Below are 18,199 nucleotides of genomic sequence, written 5' to 3'. Positions count from 1 at the left end.
CCCTCCTTTCCTAGCCACCAAAAGCCGCAATAAGTGAATCTTTTTTCTGTGGTTTGTTTTTATCTTGCATCAGCTGCACAACATAATGAATAGGCATTTCTAGTATCTCGTTGATATCTTTCCCGCTGTTCATTAATTTGAGGATGAGCTTATCTAAGTATTCAGCCTGTTTAGCGATAGAAAAGTCCTCATCCGTTAACTTTTCTTCGCCAGGAAGTTTTTTGTGTCATCTGACTGTTGTCCTTGTGCCACAAAAATAAGTTGTTGTTTTAAAACGTCTTGACCTCCTGGAGCGTGCAGACGATTGTAAATATCATCCGTAGTAATCTTGCCGGCGAATACCTCGTTAGCAACGAAATCGGCAATTTTATCAAATCGGTCTGCTTCGGACATGGTTCGATCTGTTTCTACTTCATGCCATACTTCAATTGCATTGCGAGCTACACGTAATGGAATAAATGCTGGTGTCCATACTTTTTCAATTTCTGGTTCGTCGCCTTTTAAGACGCCTTCTGGATTTTTCACAAGTTCTAACATGTTTCGTTTTAAATTAGCCATGATGATTATTCCTCCTAAAATAGAAAGAGCAAGGTTTTAACCCTGCTCTTCGATCTTTTTAATTAATGGTCTACCTGCTTTGTTATTAGATGATGCCAATTCGTCTAATCGTTCTTGAATTATTTTTTTATTAGCTGGTCTCGGAAAAGGCTTATCCTTTTCATAGTCCTTGTCCTCTTCTAAGTCTTTAAAACTCTCTAGTACGATATATTTTGCTTTAGCCAATGGTCGCACCTCCTTAATTGCTTCAACGTATTTTATCGATGCTTTCTCCTGGTTAACATGTGATAGGTCATCCTCAAACGGAGTATGGTCTACATATTTCCCTTTAAAAAATAAAGATTGATGATCATCCACTACACCGGCATTATGGAAAATTTTTGTCTCATAATATTTCTGTACTGGATCTGTTGGCCAAGAAAAATTCATTTCTTCAGGCACTTTAACATCTATGCCAAAATGATACACATTCCATAGTTGCGCCCACATCTCCGCTGTCCATTTTTGAATATCCGTGTTGGTTTGGTCTAGCAGTTTATAAAGTGTAATCGAATCTTGATATACCTTTTTCCAATATGCATAAGAAGGATTTTTAATCGCCCATTGTGCACCACCAACTGGATCTTTTTTTCTAATGAATGGATGATCTATTCCAATCGCCCTACACATATCTTCTAGCAAACGTTCTCCCTTGCTATCGATATATTGATTACCAATGTAGCCTCTACAATCCGATGCATACCACATTTTTTTGGTCGGTCTCACTTTTGGAATTTCCCTCAACAACACATCGCTGTCTAAATAAAAATAAGATCCATTTTCTCTAGATGAATCTTCTTCTAGATACATCATCCATAAATAGGGTTTGATGGACGGAATATAGGACTTATCTGCTCGATTATCTTGATAAACATGCACTTCACAACCCAAAAACTTGAAATATTTAGGAATATCATCATCCCCTTGCGTAAACAAGAGGATAATGTCTTGTATCCCTAATTTTTGCAACCTAGTAATGCACACTTCTAGTTCCCATTTGAAACGTAATATAGCAGGCTGACAAAGTATATACTTCATCCTCTATTATGCTCCGACTGTGGTTGACGTCGTAGTGCTAGAAGTAGTAGTTGTCGTTGTTGGATATGCTTGGCCAAACACCTTTTGAAATAAAGCATCACGATTAGTGGTGTCTCCTTTAGCATCTCGTGCAAATATAACCGATTTTTCTTCTGAGAAACCTGTTACTTGTCGATCCATAAATTGCGCTGTGATTTCTTCACTCGAAAACTCCGTGCTTCCACCTTTGGTATTACCGTTAATTGATGGTCTTGTGAAAATACCTTTCGGTAAACCTACGTATTCTGTCGAACCATCTTCATAAGTTTTCGCAAATACGCATGCGACATATGGTGGATTGTCATTACTACCTGCTGCCGTTAATCCCTCAACAGATTCCCATCCTAACAGATTCTGTTTGTCTTCAATAGGGATTTTATGAAAGCCAGATGTAACACTAACATCACCACTAGAAACAGCTAATTCTGCAGTAGTGTTATCGCCGTAAGCTGGCACAATTTCTTGCGGCATTTCCACTGTGATATTTTGCAAAAACTTCACTCGTTCAATAGAAGCTGCAATTAATTCATCTCCTACAATGCCATAGTGAAATTCATCCACGCCTGTGGATGATCTATAGTTCTTTTCTTCTCCTGCCATTTTTTCATCACTCCTATAAATTATTTAAATCTTCTCTATACAAAGAACCGCGATACCTCCTAGCATCACGAAAAACACCTTGATCATATTCTTTTGGCCCTGCTCGCTGAGCGAATCGGAATGTCTTCCATATGACATCTCGAATCTTATCAGAGATCTCTTCAGTTAATTTCCTATCTCGACTCCAAACGTCAATCTGTAGTAAAAAATCTAGCTTTGTCCATTGATCATCTGCATATTGACTAGGTGTCGGTGTATCAATAGGATCAATCACGATATATGGATTATCGACATCCCCTGTTTCAGGATATTCATAAAACTTAATACGTCCAAAAGCTTGGTCATAAATATAGGCATCAGCAATTAATGCTTTATAAACCATGTCTAAGATGTCCATTACACACCACCTTTCAACGCTTTCTTGACCGCATTTCGATAAGCTTTCTCACTATTTTTCAACGCTCTTGCAATTGCACCTTTACCATCTGGATTCGGATTATTAATGGTACCCCACTCATTTAAGTGAATGATGCGATATCGATCATGTGGTCCACGCCAGTGAACTTTCATAATCCTTGATCCATTTTCCCATACAGGTCCTTTTACTGTGATTTCCTCAATGCTTGCGCCTGTGTCCTTAAATGTCTCAAACTCTCTTTTTAGTTCTTTGACAAATTCGTCTGTTGCTTCGACTAAGGCCTTATCACTAATGTGTTGCATGGCTTGTTTACCTAACTTGTTTTCCAAGTCCGACAGTAGATTATTTAGGCCTTTGATTTTCACACTCATGTGACCAACTCCGCTATCACATTAATAAAACGATTGTTTTGTGGATCCGGCTGAACATGTTTAACGTTGTATCGATTATTTTTGTACTGTGGATGCTCAATCGAAATATAATGCTTATCAGTCGGTACATACTCCTGTAATGGATCACGTATGGTGATCGTAATGTCTGATAACGTGCCGTTTGATTTGGCTAATTCCACGTCTTTCAACCACACTTCATCAATCTTGGCCATGCATTCATACAAAGTGCGCTTTTCTTGTTCGCCAGGTTCAGGACCTTGATTGGGTTCATATTCATAGAAAGTGGTAGGTGTTCTCAATTGACCACTGTGCAAGCGAGGTGGTTTATATTCAAATTTTCGCATACTAACCACCTCCAGATGTAGTAGTTGTTGTTGTATCTGGTAGCATATCTATACCTAAGCTAGTGATTTCACTCAGAAAATTATCTTCGAAATATTCAACAGCATCATTGTAGGCATATCTTGTTCGTTCCAGAACTAATTCCGTCGCTCTAATATCAATGGAGGTTTCACCTTCAAGATCAAAAGTACCACATTTACTTTCCACATAGGCATAAGAAAAGGATAACAACCGCTTCAGATTGTCATCCTCTCCATTATGTGAGATGTGCACTCTGCTCTTGAATTCATTTACAATTTTCGGTGTGATTTCCAATTAAATCACCTCTTACGCGCTAGTTGTCGTAGTAGTTGTAGAGCTAGTTGTCGTGGTGGTTACTCCATCAATATTCAAGTCATACACTTGCGAAGCGTTGTTATCTTTCGGCTTACCAGTAGCGTATTGTTTTGCGATGAATACATCTGCATCTTCAAGTGCTAAGGTTTCTTTGTATCGATTGACTTCTACACCACCACCAACTGCAGCGATATATTCGCCTTTTACAAAGAAAAGCACTTTTCCTTGTGGCACAAATACGGATTCTGTTTGAATTGGATTGAATGGCAAGTTTGTCACATAAGCACCATTAGCATTTTGTGTTGTTGCATTTGCTTTGATATCGAAAGTGTCAAAAGGATTTGTCACCATAACGATTTTACTTTCCACTTTACGTGGGTGATCCGCTACGGTACCATCTGGCTTTAACTTCTCAGCTAATTTTTTCACCACACCTCTTAATTCATTGATGGTTTTGCGACCAGGATCGAAAGTTAAAGTTCCTGCAGCTGTTTTATCTGTTACTGCACCCGTTTCTTTATCTACGTGTTTCAATAAACCGATTGGTTCGCTTTGTGCAGAACCACGGCCAGCCACATATCCGCGTTCTAAACCTGCTCGCATTGCTTCCCGAATGATAGTACGCACATAACGCTCAATCCATGCAGGCCCTAGCTTTAACATATCTTTTGCAATAGGTACAAAAGCAGTAAGTTTCAATTGCGTGATTTTTTCTTTGCGGAACGTAGCGTTTAATTGACCTTGAATTTCTCCGAATAGATCTCCCCAAACAGCTTGACCGGTTGGATCATTGGAATAAATAAATTCAGTTACTGCGCCTAAGTTTTGAATACCAATTTCCCCTAAAAGTGGGTGATCCTTAACGATTTCTTCAAAAATGCGCTCCTGAGTTGTTTCTGGTAACGTATCTTTTTCTTTAAACCCACCATCTTCTATTACAGCATTAAAGAATTTTGTTTCTTCACTAGTTAGCACGTTTTGTCCACGTGACTGTAACGCAAGGTTATCGCCCATATTCGCATTTACTTCACTTAAAATATCGCCACGAACATCATTCGCAAGTGCTTCAAGCATATTGGATAGCGCTTGTGATTGTTCCTCTTCTGTTCCGTTTTGCGTCGCTGTTGCAAAAGCTTGTTTCTTTTCTTCGAAATTGTTAAATTTGATTGGCATGTTCATTCTCCTTTTATTTTAAATTTAAAAAAAGCTTACTCATGTTCTGCTTAGATTCAGCAGGAGTAGGCTCTTGATTTTGTAGTTCGTTATTTTGTTGCATTTCATTTTTGATTTCAGATTTGAATTCTTCGAACATCTGCTTGATAGTTTCTTCATTCAAATCTGTTGTGTTGGTCGGCTTTTTAAAACCACCTTGATTTCTAACTTTATCAATAACCTGTTTGGGGAGTACTACAGAATCAACAGCTGCTACCGCTTGATAACTTTCATCAAACATAATTTCATCAATCATATTGTGCTCTATTGCTTGTTGAGCTGTCATCCAAGTTTCATCATCCATCATAGATTGTAATTCTTCATCACTTTTTCCAGTTTTAATCTTATAAGCGTTTATAATAGATTGATTTACATTCTTCAGAAAACCTGAATTACGGTCCATATCCCGATAATCACCTGCAGCTCTATTCATGGCATTGTGTATCATCATTTGTGCTGTCGGTGACATCAGAACTTTTTTTCCAGCCATCGCAATTACGGAGGCTGCACTCGCCGCAATACCTACAATTTTAACCGTTGAATCTCCTGAATAATCTTTAATGGTAGAGTAAATTTCAGAACCATCGAATACAGATCCCCCGGGCTATTAATTAAGATTTCTAAATCATCACCATTAGCATTATCAAGGGCTTTTTCTACCATGCTTGGTGAAGTATGATCAATATCAAACAGTTCATAGATCCAAGATATGTCATCAGATACAATAGTACCTTTGATTTTTAATTTATACGGCATCAATTCTCACCTCCTTCAACGGTCTCTGAATAGTTTTTCGTGATAACGTATTTATCGTGGATCGGATCATCGGACTCCTCCATTCCTAGTTCATCTCTTAATTCATGGCCATTCGCGACACCAGATGAACGTAATTTATCTACTGCAGTAGCTACATCAAACATATTGCGATATGTTACACGCCTTATGTCCATACGCTGACCAGATAGGTACTCCTGTTTTGAAAAGAATTTACCGTCAAACTCATCTTTAATTTTCTTAAGCAAGGAATCTATACAAAAAGTCATAAAATTACGTGTATGTTTTTCGACATCAGCCATCTCGCCATGTACTAACGATGGCGGAATGCCAAGTGCTTTTGATACTTGATCGAGATAACCGTTTGTAATCTTATTAATATCATCGATAGTGTTTCCAGAATTATTTGTCTTTGCATGTTCTTCATATTTGAACCCTTTTTGCTGCGGAACAATAGCAAAGACTTTGGAACGAATCGATGCATACATATCGTTTATGAATTTTTGCATTTTTGCACGCTTTTTCGGATCCTTACTATGGACATCTTCGGTATCAACAGTAGATCGTACTTGATAATTTAATTTTTGATATTCTATCAACCTACCGAATAATTCTCCGTAATCACTGTACAGAGAACTTAGTAGTTTGGATAAATTTTCATTGTCATACTCGAGATAAATGACATCGCTCATTCTAAAGGTTCGACTGTAAGTAAAATTCTTGATTGTGACTGATTTAAAAATATCTTCAACCAAACCATATTCGTCTCGATAAAAATCATCAGCTATTAGTAGGTCATCACTGTCTGATTTAATAATTAAACATTCATTATCGTGAATTAACTTATAAATGACTGTTTGCCAAAATTGAGACGCTGACATATTTTTGTTTGGTCTAACGTTCAATCTATAGTACAACTCGGTTTTAATCAGTTTTTCTCCGTCTTTTACGCGGAACTCCGATTGACTAATTGTACGACCAATTAAGTTTACGCAAATCTGTATAGCTAATTTTTTCATATGAATTCGTTCTGAAATATCCTCTATTAACCCCTGATCATGCATTTGCTCTAATTCGCTATGTCCCTTGAATAAGTCTAATAACCCCAATGCCTCACCTCCTTAAAAGCTAATTTCATCTAGATAGAATTCCTCTTCTTCTTCCAAGTAATTATCCGCCTGCCACATAGCATAAACAAATGCAGTAAAACCATCAGTTTTTCTTCTGACTTCATCTTTCTTTAGAAAATCTTTATTACCGTCTCCTTTTACTTTCACAGCAATATTGTTGGTGTTCCATCTCATTAAAGGGTTGTCTCCAAATATAACTCTATGTTGAGCAAAGAGAAGCTCAACTCTTGGTGCAAGTCTTGCATAAATAGCATGTGGATTACGAATATACAAGACATGAAAACCTTCCGCTTCTAATGCTGTCTTAACAATGTCTAAACGGAAGGTGTCACCAACTATTGTGTTTAACCCATATTTTTCACGCATTTCACAAAAATAATTAACCATATACTGTATATTTATTGCTGGTTCATCTAGTAGGGTTAATAAGCCTTCTTCTTCCCACTCTTCAATTGGCGGTTTAAGATTTGCTTCCTTTACAAAATCTCTTCTAGCAAACTGGTGACTATCCCAAATATAATTTTCACCATCTTTGAATAACACACCACAGGCGGTAAAATCTTTTATGAATGAAAAGTCAATTGCTCCTACACATGTTTGATGTTGCAGTTTTTCATAAGGTATGGGCCTGTTCGTTGCCATAATGTCATCCCAAGATGCAATACGTGTTGTATTATCCTCCTGTGGTAGGTTCATTCTTTTGGCCATAAATTCTGGTCGCCCGGATGAATCATCTTCTAAATCTAAATATTCGTCCATAACTGTATCAAATAGTTCTTCAGCATAAGGACTCAATGGCTTACTAAACATTGGGTTAGCTTTCTCCCATAAGTCCGGATTTTCCACTTCATCTTTATTATCCATCTTGCAAATAAAGACAAATCGGTTTTTTCGTTTACTTCCACCTTTCAATACTTCAAGACATTGCTCTATAAACTTATCAAAAAAACCACCACGGACATGACCGTTGGTGGATATAAATATTCGCCTTCTATGTTTTACTTTTCCTAAACCTGAGCTTAATGTATTAATAAGTTTCATCTCTTCGTAAATATGCCACTCATCAAAGATTAAGCAACCAGGTCGGCCGCCATCTTTCGTGTCCGCATTTGATGTTTTGAATGCAAATTCAGATAAAGTTTTCTTTCCGGTGATTTTTGTTCTTGTCCACCGAAAAAAATCTCTCATAAGATTTTTATTTTTCTCTTTCATGTTGAAAACTTCTTTTACTGATGTTTCAGCTTGGTCTTCACTATTTGCAACCACATCAACGTTGTAACCCTCAATCCCATGACCAGGACTGATAAAGTAATCCGAAAGTCCAGAGATTAAACCATTTTTACCATTACCGCGAGCAATCACAATTACAATATCTTTAAAGTAAAGTTTGTCTCGCTTTATATATTTTAAAAAGATGAATGCAATAATAAACTTTTGGAATAATTCAAGTTTGAAATACCATTTTTCAATATAATTGATACATTGCTCGATTTGATCTTCATCGAAATATATATCATCGCGAACAAGCACCTCTGTTTCCAGTTGCTTTACCAAATCTATTCTTTCCTGATTAAAAATAATCTTACCCGATCGCCAGGCTTGAATATATTCCTGTACATATTTTTGGTAGATCAATACAAATCACTGACTTTAGGTTCGTCATTATCCTTTTTCTCATCATTAAGCTCTGGGGGGTTAATCAATTCAAATTTAATAGATTTTTCAAGCGAAATTAACGTTTTTGTGAGCTTATTCAATTCATTTATTGCAGGATTTGTTTTCATAAATTCCTGGCTTCCGTTAACGGTCGTGGTTAAAACACCATTCTTATTTATTTCCGTTTGGAGCCTGCGAATCTGCTTCACAATAGCGATATATCGCTTTACTTTATCAACTTCTACTAAATCATTTGTATCGATTCTTAGCATTAATTGTTTTTCCAAATCGGTAATTTTTACAACTCCGCTCACAAAAACCCCCCCTTCTTTTTTTATCCCCCCCTAATATAAGTGTGGAATTTTGAATTTTTTTGGACAGCAGACTCCCCCTTCACCGGTGCCCCCGGCTGTTAAAATCGCAAAAATAATTAGGTGGGGGGTCTAGATTGTTCGGAAGCTGACAGCTTTACTTTCTTTTTGTGCTATAGTCCTTTCTATTGAACGAACATCTATAGTGATTTCATACTCATCTCTTTTTATGTCACTGTAATCTCGTTTAGCATATCGGTAAATGCTTTCCTCTTTTAACCTCTCTAGATCTCTCTTCATTCGTTCATACTCATCGATTGGCATTGTTACTGTTATCATCTTCTCACCACCATTCATCATCCCACTTAGGTTTCTTCCTCCACAAAGAAAAGTCAACGTACCTTCCGTGCTTGTAGTTATGACAATTAACGCATTTGGTTTCCAAGTTATCTTCATCAAGTGCAAGCTCCGGATGATCTTCTATCTCTTTGATATGGTCCACAACCAGCATGATTTTCTTGCGCTTAGCTGATTCACTGTACTCATTTGTATCAATGGTTACTCTACCTTGCCGTTTACATTCCTGGCATTCGTAATTGTCTCGCTCTTTAACCTTAACTCTTAGCAGCTTCCATGCTTTACCGTCATAGAACTTACGCTTCTGTTCTCTTGTTTTGTATTCAGGCATTTAATTATCGCCTTCAAATTCATACTTGCCTCTTTCCAACCTGTAACCTCTTCTGGTTGGGAAACCATGTCCAGTAACATAGTGTTCAATATTATATCTTGTCCCACCAAACTCATCAGTTTCAGTTTCCCAGTCAAAAGAAACTCTTATCTTTTTTGTTATTTTTTCACCTTCATAAAATACTTTAGGCACTGATTCTTCGTTTACCAATTCGATTGTGAGTAATGGATTTCCATTCCTTTCATTCATGTGCTCGTAAGCATACTTTAAAGCATCAACTGCATCTATATTTTTTTCTGGTACGTAATATAAGATGTCTAATTTATCAGAGAAAGTTATTTCATTATCAATACCAAGAGCATTTGAAATTTCCGTCGGTATCAGTAGCGCGTGCCTTGACTCGATAATTTGGGTATTATTAACTGATTTGTTTATAGGTTTTAATTCAAACATACTTAGTAATCCATTGAACATCGCTTCCGTTACATGTGGATACATTGATTGCAAATACTTTATAGCTTCTTTAGAGAAAAAGGCGTTCTTCAATATACTCATCTCCCTTTATGCATAATAAAAAGACACCTCATTTGAGATGTCTTTACTGATTTAATGACTCCAAATATTAGCTGCTATTTGCAATGACAATAGTGATCCACCAATAATTGCAACTATTGCTAAGATCCTGACTATTTCTCTTAAAATTCCTCTTGGTATTAAATTAATGATAATCATAAATACAATTCCTAGAACCACAGCAGTAATTCCCATTATGATAAATGGACCTGCTACATCCCATAAGCTATTCCAATTAAATAAATTCACTTCTAAATTATCCAATATAATCCCTCCCTATTGATTTATCGTCAAATAACGAAGGATATTAAGATAAAAGGCACTCACCGTTTAGCAGTGAATGCTTTTTGTGCAGTAAAAAGACACCTCATTGAGATGTCTTAATTTATCTTTTATTTTGTAATAAATTCCTGGCATTGCATTATCTTCAATTAATTCTATTCTGTTACTCCCTATGCATGATTATCTAAATGGAATTATATCAATAGTTGGATAATTTTACTATACTAAATCGCCACACACACGATTACCTTTTTTCACGCAATAGAAAAAGCACCCACATTTGATGCTTTTTAGATTAACTTAAGGTCTCTTCAAACGATACTATTAAAGTACTTATAAACGAATGGCTCCAGAACCTTAACCAAGCGATGGTTTCCATATCAAATATGATTTCCCTTCCATCTATTAAGTGAGAATTTAATACTGATGCTTCTTCAGGAATTTTTTTTTCTATTTTGTCAATATTATAGTATTGCTTATCAGACAACTTCCCATCCGTATGAACTAAAGAGTGTCTCATTTGCCTCAGTATATTGTAAGTATTAAAGTAATCTTGAAATTTAAATTTACTTTTTGATGGTTTTTTCAATTTTAATTCCCTTTGAAAATAATCCGGTAAATTTTTATAATACCAAGCACTGCTTACTTTTTCCTCGACAATTTCTCTGTCATATAACTCTCTTTCTTCCAATAATATTTTGTATATTTCTTGTAACAGAATATCAAAACTGGATACAATTGTTATTAAATAAAATTCAGCTATATTCTTTGGAATAGAAGTTTGATATTCATTTATTAATCTCTCTCTTCCTAATTGATGATCCATTTCGATATTAAATCTATAATGATTAGGAATCCCACCGATTAATGATAACGCAGTAATATGCTCTGAATTAATATATCTCTCTTGTGCAACAACCGATGAATTTACTAACAGAGCAACCGCCTTATACTTTTCTATCAATTTAATATCAGCATCAATTAATAGGTTGTTAACTTTCTCTTTATAATTCATATATTTGTTCCTCCCTTCATCATATTACTTTCAACAAAAGAAGAGAAATTCCTGCAATATTTTATTTTTTAAAGAAAAAGAAATCATTTGCTACTAGTTTTCTTTAATGTTTTCTTTAATGTTTTCTTTAGCAAAATCGCTTTAATGAAGAAACTCGTTTAGGGGTCCGCTAATTAGATGACACCACTGTCAACTACGTAGGTGACACCACTGTCATCTATATAGGTGACAGCAAAAGGTGTCCGCTAATTAGAGTACAAACAAACATTCGCTATAGGTTCATAATAAAAACCGACCAAGCATTTGCCTGACCGGTTACTTAATTTTCTATACTATTACTATAATTCATTTTTTCAATGGTTTCTATTCATGGTATTGAGGGAAAGAAAAGTGTGAATTAATTTCGTGAGCGAATTTGATGGATTTCATTATCTCTGCATGCTTTTTGTAAATGTGACTGGTACTGTATGTCAATTCCTCCGCGATGCTTTCCAATGTCATTCCCTCTACGTACTTTAAATATAGTATTTGGTTGTCCAAACCTTTAAACATACTAATAAGTGTCTTGGCATCACGCATGTCATTCATTTTATGGGCTAACTCATGTTCAGTGGTTCTTATTATTTCTTCCAAATTAGCTGCTTTAGATTTTTCTGTTAACTTTACGTCGCTAAGATCACCACGAGACCATCTCCCCAATTCTTTTTTGTACCTTTGTAACTCAAATTCTAAGTAATCTATCTCCTGCATAAGCCTTTGGTAATCTCTCAACCACTCATACAAAGCACTCACCTGCCTTAGCTCTAGCTTGTAAAAAGCCCTGCGCTAAAGACAGGGCTATAAATATCACTCTTGTAGTTCATCATCATCAAAGTTTACATCATTAGGCTCACCAGTTGGAATGTCTTCTGTGCTTAATTGACCTTCTGGTACTGCTGCGGTTCCATCAGGATTAACTTTGTATTCCAAACCTTCGTGAGCTTCTTCGAATTCTTCAATACTCATTTGAGATGGTTCTAGTAAAAGAACAACACTTCTGCCTGCATATTCATATAGCTTTAATACTTTACCCTGGCTATCGCCTTTCACATTGAATTTAAGTACCGTTTTCTTGCTGTCACGTTGAATGGACTTGAATTCAGCTGGTAGATCATCTACCTCGCTATTTTCAACACCGATCACTGCAATGTTGCCAGCCATGTTCACAAGCTCGTCTGAATGCTCTAATTCATCCCCCTGAACGTGAAATTCCAACACTTCTTTTTTATCGTCCTTCTGGATCTTTTTAAACAACACGTTCAAATCTACTTTTGACATTTTAGTCAACCTCCTAAATTTAATGCTTATTTCAATTCACATAACGTTCTATAAGTGTGATTCGACTCTTTGTGCCTATCAAACTGAATAACTCTCAGATCGTCTTATTTTAAACATTTAAGCTATGCTAGTTTTACTTTGGTTAAAACATCTGCTTGGTACGAATGTTGAACTGTACCTTTTTTAGCTGCTAAAGCAATATGAGCCATGATATAAGCATCAACCACGTTATCACTTGGATGTTCAAATCCATAGTGCTCCTGCACCGCCTTCATTACTGCTCTTTTTTTAGCTGCACCTTTTAAACGTTTCTTATTACCTGGTTCGCCTGTCCATCCCGTTTCATTCACAAATTTCTTAACAGCATTTGGAGCAACCTCATAATATTTCAACCCTCTACGAAACAATTCATTTCTAATGCCATGATGTAAACCACCGGCAAACATTGCTTTTTGTGTTTGGAATGGAAAGCCTTCGATGCAGATAATGTCATCTGATTGAATATGCTGCATGATGTCATAAATGAGAGTGGTCATTCGCTTCGGATCCTTATCACCAATACCAGTTAATTCTTTTGCTCTTAATACTTGTCCTTGTTCATCCAGTGCTACAAATCCAGTTTTGGATGCTGGGTCAATTCCTATGAATCTCATTTCATATCAGCCTCATTCTCATTTGTTTAATAAAGTTAATAATGCTATTATGTTCCTAAAGTATAGGAGGTGAATTTGATTGTCGACTACAACTACTTCATTTAATATTTTGGGTATTTTCATTACTCTGATTCCATTAATTTTGTCAGTAGCTGCTATTATTTTTATTATTTGGTTTGCTTTAACTTTGATTAAAATGTTGCAAGAAAAGAATAGAATCCTTGCTGAAATATCAACAGAAGTCAAGAAATTCAATCAAAAGAACACCGATACATTTTAAAGACTGCTTTGGCGGTCTTTTTCATTTTCGTCTCAATAAGCCTTATTCCCATGTTTGTACGATCTACCTTTATTCCGCTCCATCTTGGTCAAAATAGCATCTTCAAGATCGATGTTACTGGAGCCACAAATATCAAAGATTCTAATGCAAACATCTGCAAGTTCTACTTCAAATCCTTCCTGATTTCCTTTGCGATCAGCTTCTAGTGCTTCTGATACTTCGCTATGAACTAAAGCTAACAAAGTACCCGTTTCCCTTGGTTCATCATGCCAGCCTTTTGATTTGGCAGTTTCATATGCTTCACTACATAGTTGATTAATAGATTTAGCCATTTCTAAACTCATCCTTTCAATTTAATTCCTCGAATTTCTGCTTCCACCCTCTAAATAAGAGGCGAAACTCATTAATACCAGTATCGCGACCTTTTGCTATAAACTGTTGGATTACTTTACCCTGCTGTTCAGTATCGTTCGGATCATGCCAAAGAAATTCGACGAAATCAGCATCCTGTTCAATAGAGCCGGACTCCTTCAAGTGAGACAATTGAGGCTTTTTAACGTTTTCGCTTTCTCGAGTCATTTGGCTCAGCATCATGAAAGAACAATTTAATTCCCTTGCCATTTGTTTCGCGGTACTTGTTACATTACCAACAGCTTGCGCCCTGGTTTCTTGTTTCTTTTGTGAAATACTCATAATCTGCAAATAATCTACGGCCACCATTGCAACATCGCCATACTTCCGTTTAAATCTTTTGGCTGTTGCTCTTACTTCATCTATGGTTACCCCTGCTGCATCTTGAATGAATATCGGTAGATCTTGCAATGCATTGTATGCATCTTCTACATCAGCATATTGGTGCGGATTCAATTCTTTGTTTTTGATTCTATTATATGGAATACCTGTATAGTTAGATATCATTCGATCCAGCAACTCATCATCATCCATTTCTTGTGAATAAATTAGAACTGGACCATGATTAGCCACACCCATCACCCTTTGAAGCAACATTGCCGTTTTACCTACGGATGGACGACCAGCTGAAACAAACAATCGACCTCGCCATAAACCATTACACCAGCCATCGAATTTTGGAAAATGAGTTGGCACATAACCAATCTCTTTAGAAACCAGGTAGTCGAAATATTCATACCTAATTTCTTTCAAACTCTTCATGCGACCATTTTCTTTCGGTCTTAAATCTGCTATCTTTGCTTCGACAGCTGCATAATAATCCTCATCTGTATCAAAATCCTCACGAGAAAGCTCCGTTATTTCGTGGCCAAGATCAGCACCTCTCCGCCTCACAGCTCTGGACCTAACTATATTCGCATGATGCTCCACGTTTGCTGTAGTCGGACACGATTCTGCAAGTTTGGTAAGATATGAAATACTCAATTGGTCTTGCTTTTGGTGCTGCAGGTATAAATCAGTGACTGTTACAATGTCGATTGGTTTATTGTGCCTGTCCAGGTACTTCATTACTCTGTATATTTCCTGATGTTTAGGATCGAGAAAATCTCTATCTTCTAAAAATGAAATATCATCTAAAACGTTAGGATCTAAGAACACCGCTCCAAGTACTGATTGCTCTGCAGATAGATTTTCAATCGTTCCAGTTGAACTCATCCGGATTACCTCCTTCTTGTATAAATTTTTGGAATGCTATCTCTTTATCTCGACCATCTTTAGGTTGCGGTTTTTGTTTAGTTATTGGATTTGATTCAGCATTCATTTTTATTGCAAGTTCCATGAATTTCAGTCGTAACTTTTTAGCAGACAATATATTGGTTCGCCAAAATGGATCTGTAGTAACCCAGTCCATTACTTCTTTAGCCTTTCTCTTTTCTACCTGGTCGATTTCAATAAGCTTTCGCATATCATCAGCCCAAGTTTGCATATTCGCCTTTTTAGTTAGATGAGCAATCCCTGCATCTTCGGCAACTTTCTGGACTCGTTTATAAAAGTAAGTGGCCATCTTATAGTATGTGCTTTCGTCGTCGTATTTCGGTTTGACGTTAGACGGATTCTTTTTAGGTTCTGGAACCGGATTAGATTCCTGCTCCTGTTTATTCCATTGCTCGTAGTTCTTATTAAAGCGCAATTTTCTTGCTCCTTTCTTTCCAGCATCACTAACTTTAATGATATTTTTCGATAGCAAAACTCTTAACTCTCGGTCTACCTGGCTACGATTAGCATTTATTTTCGATGCTAAAAACCGAATAGAAAGCTCTTTATCTTTTGTCTGGAATCCGTAAGTATATCGCCAAACAGCCATGATTAAACGAAACTGAGTGCCGTTAAGATTGACTTTCATGATTTCGTTTAGGATTTCATTGGCAACTCCTGTGTACCCCTCTTCTTTTTGTGGATTTGCCATGATCAATCATCCGTTCATGTTTGTTTTTGAAGATGTCCAATAATGCTATTCACGAGCATTTTCACATCTTCTCGTTCATTATCTTGATAATAAGGTTCATTAAGCCATTCTGTTATCATTGCAGTTAATTCATCTTCAATGTCAATTCGTGCTTCGTATCCTTGCAGAATGGCTTGTAAATATTGAGTAGGGTCATTGCTTGCAAACCTTTTAAGAACTTCAGCTGGTCCATGTACAATAGAAAATGGAACGGCCATTAATACAAAATGCACAGTCTTCTTTGGCATGGTTTCTAATTGTTTTTCATAGAAGGCAAACGCCTCAGCAACTTCTTTTGGTACTTTCACTTTATTCATGTAATCACCTCTAATCGATAATGTTTGTTTCGGATAAAACCTTTCTTCGCCAGTGCTCGTACTGTTGTCATTTCAGCTAAAGCAGGCATGTTATTGTTGCTTGATAAGTGCGATAAATATATTTTCTCACCTTTGCCCTGGACTAATTCAGACAATGCAGCTGCAGTTTGCACATTACTTAGATGGCCTACATCAGATAACACCCTTGCTTTTACGCTATTTGGATAGTCTGAATGTTCCACCATGGCCGGAGCATGGTTTGATTCAATGATGTAAGTGTCTGAGTCACTCATGTGTATAAGCATGCTCTCATCAACTTTTCCAGTATCTAAGCAGATAGAAGTTTGTTCTCCATGCATCATTACTGAATACCCAACCGGTTCATATGAATCGTGGTGAACACCAAAAGGCGTGACACTTATTTCTCCCATGTCAAATATTAAGGGTTCATACATAATGTCATTCTTAGGTAAGATTATTCCGTGCTCTACATTTTCAATAAGCTTCCATTCCTCTTCACCTGCAAAAACGGGTATATTATATTTATTAGCTAAAGGTAATCCTTTTGTATGGTCCTTATGTGCATGAGTGATAAATATAGACTCAATGTTGTTTGGTGTAATGCCAACCTCAAGCAATGCTTTTTCAATCTTTGTCTTGGCCACACCAGCATCAACTAGAAAAGTAGATTCACCTGAAGTAAGTGCGATGCAATTCCCTTTGGACCCGGAAGCTAGAATATCTACTTTCATTTACTTGTCCTCCAATTCTTCACAACACCGAATGCATATCCTTCTATCTCGGTAATAATATTCAGTGTGAGGATTTAGCTCATCCCCACACAATTTGCAATCTTCCTGTCGTTCGTAAACAATTATGTCCGGCAAGTGTTTATTCTGGTAGCTCATCGTCAGAAGCCTCTTCCGCTTCCTTCATGTCCAAGTGCATATCTAACAGATCAATTAGGCCTGCCAATTCCGATTCAGTCGCAGGATCACTAAACTTAATGTTGTTATCTTCGATGTATTTATTAATGCCTGCTTTAGTGGTAATTCCTAATTCTTTGAATCTCTTTTTCATTTCTTTTCTAAGTGCAGCAACCTTGTCTTGTTGCTGTGGTTGTTCTTGTTGATTTTCTCCTGGATCAATAACTTCCTGGTTAGGCGTAATGTCAGTGCGCTCACGTTTGTATTCAGGAATCTCGCTTCCACCTTCAATAGGCTGATCTTCATCAAAATTAAGATCAAATGCTGCCTTTAACGCTCTTCGTGCCATATGTTTTTTGAACATATCATTAAAGTAATTGGTCCACATGGTTTTCTGCATCCCAATATTAGAACGCTTGAAATGTTCAACCTCTTCCACTTCCATAATGACTGAAAATGGATTGAACCCTTCACGATAAGCAAGAGCGTAACCACCGATTACTTTACCTCTAGGGAAGCCCCATGAATGTTCATCTATTACGGCATAATAACGGCCGTCCTTTGATTGTTCCTGGTGCATTTTAAATTCATCATTCTCATGTACTAGCTGCACATCATAACCTTGGTACCCTTCGCTTTCTTTTGACTTTCGAACATAGAAGTCAACTCCAAATTGGACTGTTAGTTGACCACCGCGAACTGCAGGATAAACTTCATTCATCACTGGATTAGCACCAGAAGCCTTTGCGATAGACATAAATAGTTTGAATTGTGATTCGTTGCAATCTTTACCGATCGTTTCACGAATAGTTGTAACATCTTGTGGTGTAAGCTCACCGAACGCTAACCCCTGATGTACTGCTAATTGATTATTGTTTGCCATGATT

General features: G+C 36.8%; 29 protein-coding genes. 1 reads left to right on the top strand and 28 read right to left on the bottom strand.

Translation table 11 applies throughout. The annotated features are described in order from the left end of the window. Nucleotides 1-10: 10 nt before the first annotated feature. From gpGT to MUN87_RS01865, 22 genes are all read right to left on the bottom strand, one after another. A complete protein-coding gene (gene gpGT / locus MUN87_RS22495) occupies nt 11-97 on the bottom strand; it encodes a phage tail assembly chaperone GT (RefSeq protein ID WP_439649652.1) in 87 nt (28 codons plus the stop codon). 98 nt (nt 98-195) lie between these two features. After that, entirely contained in the window at nt 196-558 is a 363-nt protein-coding gene (gpG, locus tag MUN87_RS01960) for a phage tail assembly chaperone G (protein WP_244745841.1), read from the bottom strand. Between the two features lie 36 nt (nt 559-594). Next, nucleotides 595-1,635: a hypothetical protein gene (locus tag MUN87_RS01955; protein WP_244745839.1), complete on the bottom strand. Its 1,041-nt coding sequence runs from the start codon at nt 1,633-1,635 to the stop codon at nt 595-597. Nucleotides 1,636-1,641: 6 nt separating this feature from the next. Beyond that, entirely contained in the window at nt 1,642-2,274 is a 633-nt protein-coding gene (locus tag MUN87_RS01950) for a major tail protein (protein ID WP_244745837.1), read from the bottom strand. Nucleotides 2,275-2,287: 13 nt separating this feature from the next. Further along, a complete protein-coding gene (locus tag MUN87_RS01945) occupies nt 2,288-2,671 on the bottom strand; it encodes a gp17 family tail completion protein (RefSeq protein ID WP_244745835.1) in 384 nt (127 codons plus the stop codon). Then, nucleotides 2,671-3,063: a hypothetical protein gene (locus tag MUN87_RS01940; RefSeq protein ID WP_244745833.1), complete on the bottom strand. Its 393-nt coding sequence runs from the start codon at nt 3,061-3,063 to the stop codon at nt 2,671-2,673. Before MUN87_RS01940 ends, MUN87_RS01945 begins: the two co-directional genes overlap by 1 nt. Beyond that, complete coding sequence (locus tag MUN87_RS01935; RefSeq protein ID WP_244745832.1) at nt 3,060-3,428, bottom strand: phage head-tail adapter protein; 369 nt, start codon at nt 3,426-3,428, stop codon at nt 3,060-3,062. The genes MUN87_RS01940 and MUN87_RS01935 overlap by 4 nt, the downstream gene beginning before the upstream one ends. 1 nt (nt 3,429) lies before the next feature. Beyond that, on the bottom strand, nt 3,430-3,741 hold the full coding sequence (locus MUN87_RS01930; protein WP_244745830.1) for a phage gp6-like head-tail connector protein: 312 nt from the start codon (nt 3,739-3,741) through the stop codon (nt 3,430-3,432). 12 nt (nt 3,742-3,753) lie between these two features. Continuing rightward, the gene (locus MUN87_RS01925; protein WP_244745828.1) at nt 3,754-4,935 is read right to left on the bottom strand and encodes a phage major capsid protein; all 1,182 of its coding nucleotides are present in this window, start codon (nt 4,933-4,935) and stop codon (nt 3,754-3,756) included. 13 nt (nt 4,936-4,948) lie between these two features. Then, nucleotides 4,949-5,536 carry a Clp protease ClpP gene (locus tag MUN87_RS01920; RefSeq protein ID WP_369414021.1) on the bottom strand — a complete coding sequence of 196 codons (588 nt, stop codon included), beginning with the start codon at nt 5,534-5,536 and terminating at the stop codon, nt 4,949-4,951. Beyond that, nucleotides 5,497-5,730 (bottom strand): hypothetical protein, encoded by a 234-nt coding sequence (locus tag MUN87_RS22400; RefSeq protein WP_369413987.1) that lies wholly within the window; start codon nt 5,728-5,730, stop codon nt 5,497-5,499. Before MUN87_RS22400 ends, MUN87_RS01920 begins: the two co-directional genes overlap by 40 nt. Continuing rightward, the gene (locus tag MUN87_RS01915) at nt 5,730-6,857 is read right to left on the bottom strand and encodes a phage portal protein (RefSeq protein WP_439649644.1); all 1,128 of its coding nucleotides are present in this window, start codon (nt 6,855-6,857) and stop codon (nt 5,730-5,732) included. Before MUN87_RS01915 ends, MUN87_RS22400 begins: the two co-directional genes overlap by 1 nt. A gap of 12 nt (nt 6,858-6,869) precedes the next feature. Further along, nucleotides 6,870-8,513 (bottom strand): terminase TerL endonuclease subunit, encoded by a 1,644-nt coding sequence (locus MUN87_RS01910; protein ID WP_244745826.1) that lies wholly within the window; start codon nt 8,511-8,513, stop codon nt 6,870-6,872. Then, nucleotides 8,510-8,848, bottom strand: coding sequence for a P27 family phage terminase small subunit (locus MUN87_RS01905; RefSeq protein WP_244745824.1), 339 nt, complete (start codon nt 8,846-8,848; stop codon nt 8,510-8,512). Before MUN87_RS01905 ends, MUN87_RS01910 begins: the two co-directional genes overlap by 4 nt. 129 nt (nt 8,849-8,977) lie before the next feature. Then, nucleotides 8,978-9,184 carry a hypothetical protein gene (locus tag MUN87_RS01900; RefSeq protein ID WP_244745823.1) on the bottom strand — a complete coding sequence of 69 codons (207 nt, stop codon included), beginning with the start codon at nt 9,182-9,184 and terminating at the stop codon, nt 8,978-8,980. Between the two features lie 4 nt (nt 9,185-9,188). After that, the gene (locus tag MUN87_RS01895; protein WP_244745821.1) at nt 9,189-9,533 is read right to left on the bottom strand and encodes an HNH endonuclease; all 345 of its coding nucleotides are present in this window, start codon (nt 9,531-9,533) and stop codon (nt 9,189-9,191) included. Further along, entirely contained in the window at nt 9,534-10,079 is a 546-nt protein-coding gene (locus MUN87_RS01890) for a hypothetical protein (RefSeq protein ID WP_244745818.1), read from the bottom strand. A gap of 60 nt (nt 10,080-10,139) precedes the next feature. Further along, entirely contained in the window at nt 10,140-10,370 is a 231-nt protein-coding gene (locus MUN87_RS01885) for a hypothetical protein (protein ID WP_244745816.1), read from the bottom strand. A gap of 313 nt (nt 10,371-10,683) precedes the next feature. Beyond that, entirely contained in the window at nt 10,684-11,403 is a 720-nt protein-coding gene (locus MUN87_RS01880) for a hypothetical protein (RefSeq protein WP_244745814.1), read from the bottom strand. A 363-nt stretch (nt 11,404-11,766) separates the two neighbouring features. After that, nucleotides 11,767-12,186 carry a sigma-70 family RNA polymerase sigma factor gene (locus MUN87_RS01875; protein WP_244745813.1) on the bottom strand — a complete coding sequence of 140 codons (420 nt, stop codon included), beginning with the start codon at nt 12,184-12,186 and terminating at the stop codon, nt 11,767-11,769. A 63-nt stretch (nt 12,187-12,249) separates the two neighbouring features. Further along, on the bottom strand, nt 12,250-12,720 hold the full coding sequence (locus MUN87_RS01870; protein WP_244745810.1) for a hypothetical protein: 471 nt from the start codon (nt 12,718-12,720) through the stop codon (nt 12,250-12,252). A gap of 122 nt (nt 12,721-12,842) precedes the next feature. Further along, on the bottom strand, nt 12,843-13,373 hold the full coding sequence (locus MUN87_RS01865) for a RuvC family protein (RefSeq protein ID WP_244745808.1): 531 nt from the start codon (nt 13,371-13,373) through the stop codon (nt 12,843-12,845). Between the two features lie 79 nt (nt 13,374-13,452). On the opposite strand from MUN87_RS01865, the gene MUN87_RS01860 reads away from it, so the two are divergent. After that, the gene (locus MUN87_RS01860) at nt 13,453-13,653 is read left to right on the top strand and encodes a hypothetical protein (RefSeq protein WP_244745807.1); all 201 of its coding nucleotides are present in this window, start codon (nt 13,453-13,455) and stop codon (nt 13,651-13,653) included. 32 nt (nt 13,654-13,685) lie between these two features. On the opposite strand, the gene MUN87_RS01855 is transcribed toward MUN87_RS01860, so the two are convergent. From MUN87_RS01855 to MUN87_RS01830, 6 genes are all read right to left on the bottom strand, one after another. Then, nucleotides 13,686-13,985, bottom strand: a complete 300-nt coding sequence (locus MUN87_RS01855; RefSeq protein ID WP_244745805.1) for a MazG nucleotide pyrophosphohydrolase domain-containing protein — start codon at nt 13,983-13,985, stop codon at nt 13,686-13,688. A 16-nt stretch (nt 13,986-14,001) separates the two neighbouring features. Beyond that, nucleotides 14,002-15,279 (bottom strand): replicative DNA helicase, encoded by a 1,278-nt coding sequence (locus MUN87_RS01850; protein WP_244745803.1) that lies wholly within the window; start codon nt 15,277-15,279, stop codon nt 14,002-14,004. Further along, nucleotides 15,257-16,030 carry a phage replication protein O gene (locus MUN87_RS01845; RefSeq protein WP_244745802.1) on the bottom strand — a complete coding sequence of 258 codons (774 nt, stop codon included), beginning with the start codon at nt 16,028-16,030 and terminating at the stop codon, nt 15,257-15,259. Before MUN87_RS01845 ends, MUN87_RS01850 begins: the two co-directional genes overlap by 23 nt. A gap of 14 nt (nt 16,031-16,044) precedes the next feature. Continuing rightward, the gene (locus MUN87_RS01840; protein ID WP_244745800.1) at nt 16,045-16,386 is read right to left on the bottom strand and encodes a hypothetical protein; all 342 of its coding nucleotides are present in this window, start codon (nt 16,384-16,386) and stop codon (nt 16,045-16,047) included. Continuing rightward, on the bottom strand, nt 16,383-17,138 hold the full coding sequence (locus MUN87_RS01835) for an MBL fold metallo-hydrolase (protein ID WP_244745798.1): 756 nt from the start codon (nt 17,136-17,138) through the stop codon (nt 16,383-16,385). Before MUN87_RS01835 ends, MUN87_RS01840 begins: the two co-directional genes overlap by 4 nt. Nucleotides 17,139-17,277: 139 nt before the next feature. Next, entirely contained in the window at nt 17,278-18,195 is a 918-nt protein-coding gene (locus tag MUN87_RS01830; RefSeq protein WP_244745796.1) for a RecT family recombinase, read from the bottom strand. Between the last annotated feature and the right edge of the window lie 4 nt (nt 18,196-18,199).

The organism is Gracilibacillus salinarum, assembly GCF_022919575.1.
GTDB lineage: Bacteria > Bacillota > Bacilli > Bacillales > Amphibacillaceae > Gracilibacillus > Gracilibacillus salinarum.
Note: the sequence above shows the minus strand (reverse complement) of the source record. Positions and strands in the feature narration are given on the sequence as shown.

Excerpts from the sequence above, each read along its gene's own strand:
- gpGT (WP_439649652.1), bottom strand. The coding sequence starts at position 97 with ATGCCTATTCATTATGTTGTGCAGCTGATGCAAGATAAAAACAAACCA.
- gpG (WP_244745841.1), bottom strand. The coding sequence starts at position 558 with ATGGCTAATTTAAAACGAAACATGTTAGAACTTGTGAAAAATCCAGAA.
- MUN87_RS01955 (WP_244745839.1), bottom strand. The coding sequence starts at position 1,635 with ATGAAGTATATACTTTGTCAGCCTGCTATATTACGTTTCAAATGGGAA.
- MUN87_RS01950 (WP_244745837.1), bottom strand. The coding sequence starts at position 2,274 with ATGGCAGGAGAAGAAAAGAACTATAGATCATCCACAGGCGTGGATGAA.
- MUN87_RS01945 (WP_244745835.1), bottom strand. The coding sequence starts at position 2,671 with ATGGACATCTTAGACATGGTTTATAAAGCATTAATTGCTGATGCCTAT.
- MUN87_RS01940 (WP_244745833.1), bottom strand. The coding sequence starts at position 3,063 with ATGAGTGTGAAAATCAAAGGCCTAAATAATCTACTGTCGGACTTGGAA.
- MUN87_RS01935 (WP_244745832.1), bottom strand. The coding sequence starts at position 3,428 with ATGCGAAAATTTGAATATAAACCACCTCGCTTGCACAGTGGTCAATTG.
- MUN87_RS01925 (WP_244745828.1), bottom strand. The coding sequence starts at position 4,935 with ATGCCAATCAAATTTAACAATTTCGAAGAAAAGAAACAAGCTTTTGCA.
- MUN87_RS22400 (WP_369413987.1), bottom strand. The coding sequence starts at position 5,730 with ATGCCGTATAAATTAAAAATCAAAGGTACTATTGTATCTGATGACATA.
- MUN87_RS01900 (WP_244745823.1), bottom strand. The coding sequence starts at position 9,184 with ATGATAACAGTAACAATGCCAATCGATGAGTATGAACGAATGAAGAGA.
- MUN87_RS01895 (WP_244745821.1), bottom strand. The coding sequence starts at position 9,533 with ATGCCTGAATACAAAACAAGAGAACAGAAGCGTAAGTTCTATGACGGT.
- MUN87_RS01880 (WP_244745814.1), bottom strand. The coding sequence starts at position 11,403 with ATGAATTATAAAGAGAAAGTTAACAACCTATTAATTGATGCTGATATT.
- MUN87_RS01870 (WP_244745810.1), bottom strand. The coding sequence starts at position 12,720 with ATGTCAAAAGTAGATTTGAACGTGTTGTTTAAAAAGATCCAGAAGGAC.
- MUN87_RS01865 (WP_244745808.1), bottom strand. The coding sequence starts at position 13,373 with ATGAGATTCATAGGAATTGACCCAGCATCCAAAACTGGATTTGTAGCA.
- MUN87_RS01855 (WP_244745805.1), bottom strand. The coding sequence starts at position 13,985 with ATGGCTAAATCTATTAATCAACTATGTAGTGAAGCATATGAAACTGCC.
- MUN87_RS01850 (WP_244745803.1), bottom strand. The coding sequence starts at position 15,279 with ATGAGTTCAACTGGAACGATTGAAAATCTATCTGCAGAGCAATCAGTA.
- MUN87_RS01845 (WP_244745802.1), bottom strand. The coding sequence starts at position 16,030 with ATGGCAAATCCACAAAAAGAAGAGGGGTACACAGGAGTTGCCAATGAA.
- MUN87_RS01840 (WP_244745800.1), bottom strand. The coding sequence starts at position 16,386 with ATGAATAAAGTGAAAGTACCAAAAGAAGTTGCTGAGGCGTTTGCCTTC.
- MUN87_RS01835 (WP_244745798.1), bottom strand. The coding sequence starts at position 17,138 with ATGAAAGTAGATATTCTAGCTTCCGGGTCCAAAGGGAATTGCATCGCA.
- MUN87_RS01830 (WP_244745796.1), bottom strand. The coding sequence starts at position 18,195 with ATGGCAAACAATAATCAATTAGCAGTACATCAGGGGTTAGCGTTCGGT.